This window comes from Enterobacter sp. 22452, assembly GCF_052045065.1.
GTDB lineage: Bacteria > Pseudomonadota > Gammaproteobacteria > Enterobacterales > Enterobacteriaceae > Enterobacter > Enterobacter mori.
Genome location: NZ_JBQEOB010000019.1, coordinates 1 through 10274, shown reverse-complemented (window position 1 = coordinate 10274; position 10274 = coordinate 1). Strand labels below are relative to the sequence as shown.

7 protein-coding genes and 1 pseudogene are annotated in these 10274 nt (G+C 53.5%); 1 reads left to right on the top strand and 7 read right to left on the bottom strand.

Going from position 1 to position 10274, the window contains the following annotated elements; translation table 11 throughout:
* The 4 genes and pseudogenes from tnpC to ACTJJA_RS23810 all read right to left on the bottom strand — a co-directional run.
* On the bottom strand, positions 1–910 hold a 910-nt coding region (gene tnpC, locus ACTJJA_RS23825), incomplete at its 3' end, for an IS66 family transposase (RefSeq protein ID WP_440669335.1).
* Between the two features lie 42 nt (positions 911–952).
* The gene (tnpB, locus tag ACTJJA_RS23820; RefSeq protein ID WP_440669333.1) at positions 953–1333 is read right to left on the bottom strand and encodes an IS66 family insertion sequence element accessory protein TnpB; all 381 of its coding nucleotides are present in this window, start codon (positions 1331–1333) and stop codon (positions 953–955) included.
* Positions 1320–1649 carry an IS66 family insertion sequence element accessory protein TnpA gene (gene tnpA / locus ACTJJA_RS23815; protein WP_440669338.1) on the bottom strand — a complete coding sequence of 110 codons (330 nt, stop codon included), beginning with the start codon at positions 1647–1649 and terminating at the stop codon, positions 1320–1322. Before tnpA ends, tnpB begins: the two co-directional genes overlap by 14 nt.
* A gap of 148 nt (positions 1650–1797) precedes the next feature.
* Positions 1798–1932, bottom strand: a pseudogene (locus ACTJJA_RS23810) (IS3 family transposase); the annotation flags it as partial.
* A gap of 405 nt (positions 1933–2337) precedes the next feature.
* Between ACTJJA_RS23810 and ACTJJA_RS23805 the strand changes: the two are divergent.
* Entirely contained in the window at positions 2338–3261 is a 924-nt protein-coding gene (locus ACTJJA_RS23805; RefSeq protein WP_440669337.1) for an IS5 family transposase, read from the top strand.
* A 97-nt stretch (positions 3262–3358) separates the two neighbouring features.
* Here the strand turns inward: ACTJJA_RS23805 and ACTJJA_RS23800 are convergent, their stop codons facing one another.
* The 3 genes from ACTJJA_RS23800 to ACTJJA_RS23790 form a co-directional block, all read right to left on the bottom strand.
* Positions 3359–6841, bottom strand: a complete 3483-nt coding sequence (locus tag ACTJJA_RS23800) for an Ig-like domain-containing protein (RefSeq protein WP_440669336.1) — start codon at positions 6839–6841, stop codon at positions 3359–3361.
* Between the two features lie 40 nt (positions 6842–6881).
* Entirely contained in the window at positions 6882–8552 is a 1671-nt protein-coding gene (locus tag ACTJJA_RS23795) for an Ig-like domain-containing protein (protein WP_440668118.1), read from the bottom strand.
* Positions 8553–8618: 66 nt separating this feature from the next.
* Positions 8619–9929, bottom strand: coding sequence for an Ig-like domain-containing protein (locus ACTJJA_RS23790; RefSeq protein ID WP_440668120.1), 1311 nt, complete (start codon positions 9927–9929; stop codon positions 8619–8621).
* Between the last annotated feature and the right edge of the window lie 345 nt (positions 9930–10274).

Below are 10274 nucleotides of genomic sequence, written 5' to 3'. Positions count from 1 at the left end.
TCTTCAGGTATTCCGCCGGGTATGCACTACTCCTGCCGGGCTGACTGTCGAAGCAGACGATAGCAGGGCCGCTTTTTTCACCGCTGACGTAAGTCCACAGGTAGCCGGAGCGGGCTTTACCGCCTTTTTTCGTGTCCAGGATTTGCAGGGGTGTTTCATCGGCATGCAACACATCGCGAGTCAGCAGCATCCGGTGCAGGGATTCTGCCAGTGGGGTAAGCGCCGCCCCCGCACGCCCGACCATATCGGCCATCGTGCTGACGGGGAGATGGATATCCGAGCGGGCCAGCACTGGATGTTGACGGTACAGGGGCATATGGTCGCAGTGCTTGCTGATCACCACCTGGGCGATGAGTGACGGCTCTGCCACACCTTTCGGGATAATGTGCGCAGGCATATCATCGCTCACTACCCGCTGGCAACAGGTGCAGCTATACTGCGGACGAACGTACCGGTTAACCACAACGCGGGCCGGGATATATTCCAGTTTTTCGCTCACCTCATCGCGAATGTGACGCAGTGCGCCCTGGCAGTCAGGGCAGCTTTCGGTTGAGGCAGGTTCGATAGTTTTTGTGACACGCGGGAGATGAGCCGGTAGCGGTTTTCGTGCCGGACGTTCCGGGGCGGCTTTTTCTTCTGCCGGGAGCAGCGTGTCCAGTTGTGCTTCAACAGCAGCGATATCCGCATCGACATCCTCTTCGAACAGAGAGCGTTGCATGCCGGCCAGCGTCTCCCCCTTTTTTCCGAAGCGCTGCTGGCGGGCCAGTTTCAGAGCCTCTTCCAGCAGAAGGATACGTTGCTGGAGTTTTTCTGTCTCAGCCTGTTCAGACATCACTTTTTGCACCATGGTAAGCGCCAGAGTGCGAAGCTGTTCGATGTCATTGGTGGTGGTGAGAACGGAGATATCCATGCGGGTAATTATACCGCATCCGGCACGGATAATCATTATTGTTCATAAGGTTATGTTGGTTTCTGGTGCGGATTCAGCGGCATCCCGGAAGACCCATTTTGTGAGGTCGTGTCCTTTTACCTGCTGCCAGTCAACACCGCTGACGAGCCAGCTGAACTCATCAGGCGTGAGGGACCAGGCGACCTCATTTGCCCGGGGCCAGCGGAAGTGGCCTTTGTGCAGACGGCGAACACACAGCCAGACGCCGTGCTTATCCCAGCGCAGCACTTTGATGCGCGAACGGGCTTTATTGGTGAAGACGAAGGCGGTCCCTTCATGCCATGACGCCTGAAGTTCGTCCTGAACATACTGTGTCAGCGTGTCGATACCCCGTCGCATATCGACGGGTTTAACCGCGAGAAAGACATTTTCAGGCGTCAGCATATTTGAGGGCCCTGAAAACATCGGTCAGTTGCGAAGGATGGCAGCACATCCGTATCCCGCCGGGCAGAAAGAGAGTGACGGGCTCATTCACCGCGGGTGAAAAGGGTGCTGCAGGTGGTGGTGTTTCGGTGATATGAACAGGGAGCACAGCGGGTTCGCTGGCCCGTCGTTCAGCTTTTGCGACATCCTGGGGCCATTCACGAAAGGAGGTGAAGGGAATGTCGTTAAGTTCGCAGTACTGCTGGCGGGTAAGACCACTGGCCCGCCAGCTGGCGACATGCTGTTTTTTCTGTTCAATGAACCATCGTTGTCTCATCCGTAAATATCCTTCATCAGTAAAAGATGACGATGATATTAGCTGCTGAAATAATTAAGAAAATATGAGTTCACCGGATGCATACCCTGTTTTTGATGTTGAATTGAACATATCAAAATCAGGCAATTACACAATCTCGTGTACAGGCTCGAGATTCATACAGGCTGAGCTCGCGGGCTGCTGCGGCAACACCAATACGCTCTGCCAGTTTAAGGGCTTCCTGACGGAATTCAGGTGAGTGCTGCTTACGGGACTTTTTGCTGGTTGATACTGGTTTTGTCATGAGTCACCTCTGATTGAGAGTTTACTCACTTAGTCGCGTGTCCACTATCCGCGGGTAGGATCAGCTAACGAACCAAAAGACAATTGGAAGATGAGTTCACCGCATCCTTACCACGCAGCTTACAACACAAGTAGATGCCCGCAGCCCCTGGCCCAAACACCTGACGCAGAACCCCGGAGACCTGAGGTATCACTACTGCCTCAGTACTTGCTGGCCTGACCTTGTTGACCCGAAATCACCGTAAGCAGGGTACTGGCTTTGCACGAGTGGTCCCTGCCGTCAATGCGAGTTCACCGCATCATTACTCTTGAAATTGTAGTGGCCTCTGGGCTTTGTTGAATAAATCGAACTTTTGCTGAGTTGAAAGATCAGATCACGCATCTGCCCGACAACACAGACCGTTCCATGGCAAAGCAAAAGTTCAAAATCACCAACTGGCCCACCTACAACAAAGCCCTCATCAATCGTGGCTCCGTCACCTTTTGGTTGGATGATGAGGCTATTCAGGCCTGGTATGAGCCAGCAACGCCTTTATCCCGGGGAAGACCTCGGCGTTATTCTGACCTTGCCATCACTACTGCCCTGGTGATTAAACGCGTATTCCGGCTGACCCTGCGGGCTGCTCAGGGTTTTATTGACTCCATTTTTACCCTAATGGACGTTCCGTTGCGCTGCCCGGATTACACCAGTGTCAGCAAACGGGCAAAGTCGGTTAATGTCAGCTTCAAAACACCCACCCGGGGTGAAATCGCGCATCTGGTGATTGATTCCACCGGACTGAAGGTCTTTGGTGAAGGCGAATGGAAAGTCAAAAAACACGGCAAAGAGCGCCGTCGTATCTGGCGAAAGCTGCATCTGGCTGTTGATGGCAAAACACATGAAATCATCTGCGCAGACCTGTCACTGAACAACGTAACGGACTCAGAATCCTTCCCGGGTCTAATCCGGCAGACTCACAGAAAAATCAAGGCAGCGGCAGCAGACGGGGCTTACGACACCCGGCTATGTCACGATGAACTGCGGCGTAAGAAAATCAGCGCTCTTATCCCACCCCGAAAAGGGGCAGGTTACTGGCCCGGTGAGTACGCAGATCGTAATCGTGCAGTAGCGAACCAGCGTCTGAGCGGGAGCAATGCACGGTGGAAATGGGCAACAGATTATAATCGTCGATCGATAGCGGAAACGGCGATGTACAGAGTAAAGCAACTGTTCGGAGGTTCACTGACGCTACGGGACTATGATGCCCAGGTTGCAGAGGCTTTGGCCATGGTGCGTGCGCTGAACAAAATAACAAAGACAGGGATGCCAGAAAGCGTGCGTATTGCCTGACAGCAGCAAACAGCTATAGGTATGTTTACCCCAAATCTGATTTATTCAACAAAGCCTGGCCTCTGTTCAACAGAGGCCGTTTATCCGTATGGTTAAATCAGACTTTTACGAAAACCGACTCACAACTTATTGAACTACTGTTATCCATTACGCAAGTGATGGTCACTGTCTCTGCCACAGTATTGATAATATCAAAGCTGGCATCATATGGAGTACCAGGGAAAAAATATTCTTTGAAATTAGTCAGCGTGTCGGAAAAAACAGCACTACCACTCAAATTTATGGTCATAAAGCTCGGGTGTATACTCGTTGAATCGAAATATACACTGTTCAGGGATATTCCATCCGCCGGAGCGCCGCTGTTGGCGGCCACTCTTAGATTATCGGCAGTGAATGGGAAAGTGGTAAACTGGATGTATCCGTTCTGCACTCCTGCTGAGCTAATCACTTTGACAGAGACTAATTCCACCTCCTTGTCTTCTATGCTCAGTTCCACCTGCCCCGATGCCGGGATGTTGGCATTCCAGCTATAACTATTATTCTCAGTGAAAAGAGCATTACCACCACAGAATGCTTCGTAACTTGCTCCAGGAGGTCCGTAAATCACTATCTTATTACTGGTGCGATAGCTTTCATCGGTACCCAGCTCACTGAGTGCAGGAGCCCCTGTCACAAAATAAGCTTTCACCGTCGGAGTGATGTCCACGCCAATGGTTTTACTGTTGCCGGTGACGGTCGCGGTGACGGTTGCCGTTCCGGTATCGCCGGTATCGCTCAGGGTCACGCTGGTATTTCCGTTCGCATCCGTGGTGGAGGTTGTCGCACTGAGCGTCCCCAGCGTCGTCGCCCAGGTCACCTGCACACCGCTGAGCACCGTACCCGTCACAGAGTCCTTCACCACGGCGGTCAGTGTAGCGTAGTCCGTCCCGTCGTTCGTGATGGATGCTTTATCGCTGGTCAGGGAATCGATGACCGGCTCAACGGCGCTGGCGGAGAGTGCCAGTATGGATTTATACTCCCCGGCCTTATCCGTGGCCTGCGGCGGCAGCAGCTTCCAGTCAGCCGGCGCGTCGCTCCCCAGTATCACCTCCGGTAACTGCGACGTCCCGTTCCAGGTCGCTATCAGCGACGTGGTGGTCTGCCAGCTCACCAGCCCCGTGGTCGTATCCAGCGCCCCCACCTTCAGCGGGAACGTCCTCAGCCCCTGGTTTTTGTTCATCACCACCAGGACGCCCGCCTGCGTCAGAACGCCGTCGGTGACGCTGGCCAGATATTCTGCGACGATGCTCCCCGGATAGCTCTGCTGCGCCACGGCCACCACCGACTGACTCCGGTCTGACGGCACCAGCGTCACCCGGACCACCACGTCGTCGCTTCCCAGGCTCGTTCCCTGCACTGCCGCCCCCGCCACCACCGGGTAGTTTGCCGTCAGGTCCGGGTTGTCCGTCACGTCATAACTGTCCCGGTATGTCCGGAAATCGAAGGCGGTAATATCCCCCGTCAGCGTATGCCCGAACAGATGGCTGCTTCCGGGTTTCACTGACTGCCAGCTCCACTGATACAGCGGACTGCGCAGCATCTCACTGCTGCCTGTCGCCAGCGTCTCGCTGGTACCGCCATAGTTCATGGACTGGTACAGCATGGCCCCGGCAGCGACAGCCGTAATCAGCACGTCAACCGACTGGCTGCTGCCGGTAATACTGGCCGTTACGGTGGAGCTACCGGTATCCCCGGTGTCACTCAGGGTCACACTGGTTTTGCCGTTTGCATCCGTGGTCGTCGTGGTCTCACTGAGCGTCCCCAGGGTTTTCGTCCAGCTCACCTGCACACCGCTGAGCACCGTACCTGTCACGGAGTCCTTCACTACGGCGGTCAGGGTGGCGTAGTCCGTACCATTATTGAGAATGGATGTTTTGTCACGCTGCAGGGAATCAATCACCGGCGTCACCGCGCTGGCAGAGAGCGCCAGAATGGATTTGTACTCCCCGGTTTTGTCCGTAGCCTGCGGCGGGTACAGCGTCCAGTCAGACGGCGCATCGGCACCCAGTCTGACCTCCGGAACCTGTTTATCTTCATTCCAGGAGGCGGTGAGTGACGAAGTGAACTGCCACGTCACCAGGCCGGTAGTGGTATCCAGACTCCCCACGTTCAGCGAAACCGTGGTCAGTCCCTGTTTTTTGTTCAGGATGACCAGTACGCCCTCCACCGTCTGCAGGCCATTTGACACGCTGGCCGTTTCTGTCACTTTTGGCCAGGACTGTGTTGCCGTTGCCACCACAGACTGGCTGCGGTCAGCGGGGAACAGCAACACCCTGACCACCACGTCATCCCCGCCCAGGGCAGTGCCCTGCACGGCAGGGGAGGACAGAAGCTGGGGATACCAGGCCGTCAGGTCAGCGTTATCGCTGACATCGTAGCTGTCCCGGTAGGTTCTAAAATCGAATGCCGTCCGGTCTGCAATCAGCGTATGACCAAACAGGTGCTCGCCGTTCAGTCGGACGGACTGCCAGGCCCACTGAGACACGGCATTACGCAGCTGTTCGCTGTTCTCAATAGCCAGAGGTTCGCTGTTACCACCGTAACTGATAGTCTGATACAGCGTCAGGCCGGCGGACTGAGAGGACAGCGTGATATCCACGGAGCGGAGGCTGCCGGTAATACTGGCCGTTACGGTGGCGATGCCGGTACCGCCGGTATCGGTCAGCGTGGTGATGGCCTGACCGTTTGCTCCGGTCTGCGAGGCGCTGGCGCCCAGATTACCCTGAGATGTCGTCCAGTTGACAGTCACGCCGGCAACGGGCTGTCCCGCGCCGTCGGTAACGGTTGCCGTCAGGGTAGCCGTATCTGTCCCGTTGTTGGCAATCACCGTTTTATCAGATGTCAGGCTGCTGATGGTGTCCGTGGCCGGCGTGCCGCCGCCAAGCGTGGTGTGCCAGGTTCCGTCCCCTTTCAGCACCGGGTCTGAGAAGACCCAGTTCGCCGGGAATCCCCCCGCGTTAATCAGTGTGACGGCATTATTCTGATACTCCACAACGAGCGTGCCGGTACCGGTCCAGGCGACAGTCCCGGTGGTGGCATCGTAATCACCGTAGCGACAGGAGGCGACCACTGAGCTTCCGTTCGTGGGAGCAACAAACCCCAGCGCGGCAGGCCGACCCGGCAGGGACAGCGTGGTGACGCTCTGTGAACTACCACCTACCAGCGCGGAGGATGCCACCGCGTTGGGGGCCGTTTGTGCGGCGTCAATATCCAGCCAGACCAGCACGGCGGCATCCGGGTCAATCCCCAGGTACTGGAGCGGGAACTGATCCTGAGCCGGGTAGAGCTGCTGTAAATCCGCGAACTGTGCGGAGCAGACCTCTTCAATATGGTTAAGATAGCTAAGGGAGGCGTCGGCAGTATCGACCTTACTCCAGGCATAAGAGTACATGGTGGTCATCGCCACGGAGAGGTAGTTCCAGTTGCTGGTGCTGGCGGCAATCACTCCCGTCCCGCCATGGTCAATGCTGTCCGGGGCACCCACGAAATCGGTTTCTTTGTAATAAAGCAGGCTTTTTCCTGCGGCTACATTACTGGTCATCGGTATATCTCCACATAATATTTAGTGTTTTATTTTTTTACTATATAAACACCAGTGAACCACTGATGTCAGAGCCGGGTATCTCCGGTAAGGACAGTGTGAAGGCCACCGTTTCTGGCACGGTATCGGTTATATCAAATGCACAGGCATGAGAGTCTTTCACGTCATTAACTGCGGTTGTAGCATTGCTCTGGGTGATGATGGCGTGCGTGTTTCCCGTAAGCGTCAGCCTCGCGACCGTTGCCGTTGAGCTGTACGTTGTCTGCAGGTACACGCTGCAGACACTGCGACCGTCAGCCCGTGAGCCTGTTGACACCCCGTAACTGAGCAAATCACCCCGGCCTGGCAACCAGTCAAGAAACCGCATACTGACATTCGCGGTTACGCCGGGTTTACTGATTAAACTGGCCTGTATCTGTACTGATTCAGCCGAAAAGTCATAGATTTGCGCCACGCCATATCCGGTATCATCCAGTGTGATGAGCTGCGTGTCCTGCCCGTCGGGATAAAAACATGCCGATGTCGGGGCCAGAATGGTTAATTCAACGGCTGCACTGGCAGGGCCTGTCAGGTTGATCGAATTGACGGGACGAACTGGCACCGCCGGAATAAACACCGGCGCACCAGTACTGCAGTTCATTGCCAGCTCACCGCTGATATTCACATCTCCGGGAAGGGAAAGTGCCGTTTTCCCCTGAAGGTCAGTCACATGATACTGCCCCTCTCCCTGTCCGTTACCGACAGGCAGGATGTTCGATTCCGGTATATGAAAAACGGCTTTTTGAGCGACAACCTCACCGGTGGTCACGGTCCGGGTGTCCGTCCACTGCGTTCCGGGGATTGGCGTATCGGGCGAATCCTTAAACCCAAACCATGTTGCGGTAAGGGTGTCACCTTCAGCCATGCCCGGGTAAACCACCTCCAGAGCGGTGCCGTTATTTGCCACGACCGAGGCATAACTGATCGTATTAGTTGAATCGGCATCAGGGAAAACAGGAGCAGGCAGCGTGGCCGGAGGGGGACATCCGACGATTTCTACTGTAAAGGGGAGCGAACTGTGAATATTTTGTGACTGCTCGATATAATCATAAAACAGCTCATAATGACCATTATAAAAACAGGATGCAGGCAAAGCGGCTGTTGCATCTATTGATAAAGGGAAAACGGGAGGATCCTGTATCACGTATGTTTTACTTGCCAGCCCATCCCAGTAAAAAACAATAAGCTCCCCGGGTAAGGGTTTAAAATAAGCGGCAGGCTCCGGTACATAAACCGTCACCCCTAATGAAATTTCATATGCATCCAGCTGATGGTCCGTTTCTGCATTGACAACCACGGGCGCACCAAGCAGAGGATCGCTGAAATGGATACTGCAGTCCGAGGTTATTGTTCCTGCCCTGGCCCTGACTATCCCGCCTGAAGGTGAATCCGCCGTAGCCTGAATGGTGGCTGAGCCAGCGGCATCCGTCACAGATGCATTGCCTGACAGTGTGATATAGAGCTGTCCGGAAACAAGTTCCCATATAACATTCATACCCGAAACCGGTAAACCATCAGATGTCTGAACAACGGCGGTCAGGACAACTGTCGTTCCCGGACTGGTTACGACAGGCGACGCGGTAACACCTGCAATAATATAATCATCCGACAACGGTAAATTGTTGTTAACCTGATTATCAGGAGTCAGTGATGACGAGATTTTTTCATTCATATATAAATCCCGGAGTTGGTCCTTGCCATGAAGTGCCGCCATATCCGGCGGCACTTCATGTAAGGGTTAAATTAAGTCAACATTGACGGTAGCCGTCGCTGAATTCTCCGGATTTCCTGTGCCAGAACGCTGAACGGTATAAGACCCCTGAGCGGTACCACTGGTACGTACTGCAGTAATATATTCCTGATCAATAATGAAGGTACAGAATCTGAGCGTCACATCAGTAGATTTAACGGTAATAGAGGTGCTTGTTTCTGACCCCGAAACAGGGACACCGGTAGACGAGTATTCCTGCCAGGAGGCGAGCACAATATCCCCCGCCGCCATACCGGAATAGCTGATCCGCATATTTGTCCCGCCGGCTGCCGCATTCGCATTAATCGTGTTGTTGGTCGCTTCCGGGAAGGAAGGTGCAGGCAGTGTTGCCGGTGGTGTTACACCATCGACGGTCAGGGCAAAGTTTTGTGAACAGTGCGTGTTCTGGTTTGCATCTTCAAAAACATAGAACACTGAATACTGGCCATTATATAAACACGCGGAATTAAACTCAGATGAAATGTTTACTGAAATAGGGAATTTTGTTGTGGAGTCGACCGGATACTGTCTGGAATCAATGATATCCGCCCCTTCCGTCCAGTAAAGCGTCACAAAGTCCCCGCTGGAGTAAGGTCCCTTACCCGGATCATTAATATACAACTGGACACCCAGTTTAATTTCGTCAGCATTCAGGGTGTGATCGTCATCGGCATTGAGAATTGAAACCACTGGTACTGTCGGGCTGCTAAAAAACACATTACAGGATGCAGATGTCCGGGCATCTACTTTCGCAGTGATAATTCCGGCCACCCCTGCATTTGAACAGGTTGCAGTAACAGTAGCAGTACCAGCAGCGTCTGTCACTGAAGATGAATCACTGGTTATAATGTAAAGGCCGCCAGCATCGACTGACCAGTCGACTGTTTTCCCGTCGACTGGATTTCCACTGGAGTCAAGCAGTGTTACCGTCAACGTAACCGTACCGTTCAGGGTGGTAATAAGCGGATCGGGTGTCAGGATGATCGTTGTTTCAGGTACTGCAGTGAGCACCGCATCCCCCGTTACTGAGATGTCATCACTCTCAGTCGCCGTGATGGTATAATCCCCCGGAATGATGCAGGTTGCTGTAACTGATGCAATCCCTGATGTCGTATCAGTTGTTCCTGATGTTGCAGACAACGAACAACCAATGCCGGGGGTGACAGAAAAATTGACAGTCGTTGCAGTTGTTACAGGGGTTGTTCCATCGCTGGTCAGAAGCGCACTCACTGTTGCGGGTGTTGTATTGTCATCAGGGATACTGACTGGGTCGATAGTAACAGCAATTTGATTTGGCATGATATTAATCCTGTTGGTGATGAATTAGGCCCTTGCACGTTTCTGACTTGCCGGCCAAATGAGTCTTAAGTATTGAGCAATAATCCAGTAAATCAATTTTCTGACCGGTGGATTTTTTCCGGTATCCGGAGAAAGAAACACCCCGTTGAAAATTAAAAACAATCTTCATAATCTGTATCGCTCAACAATGAATGTGTGACATGATGAACGGTCACGACACATGTTTTTGTACCTCTGGTGAAAATCACCGGTATGTCATACATGACAGAGTACAGAGTACAGAGTACAGAGTAATTGAAATTAGAATGCGTCATTTTTGCATATAGAGTGTGCCAGAAAAGAAGC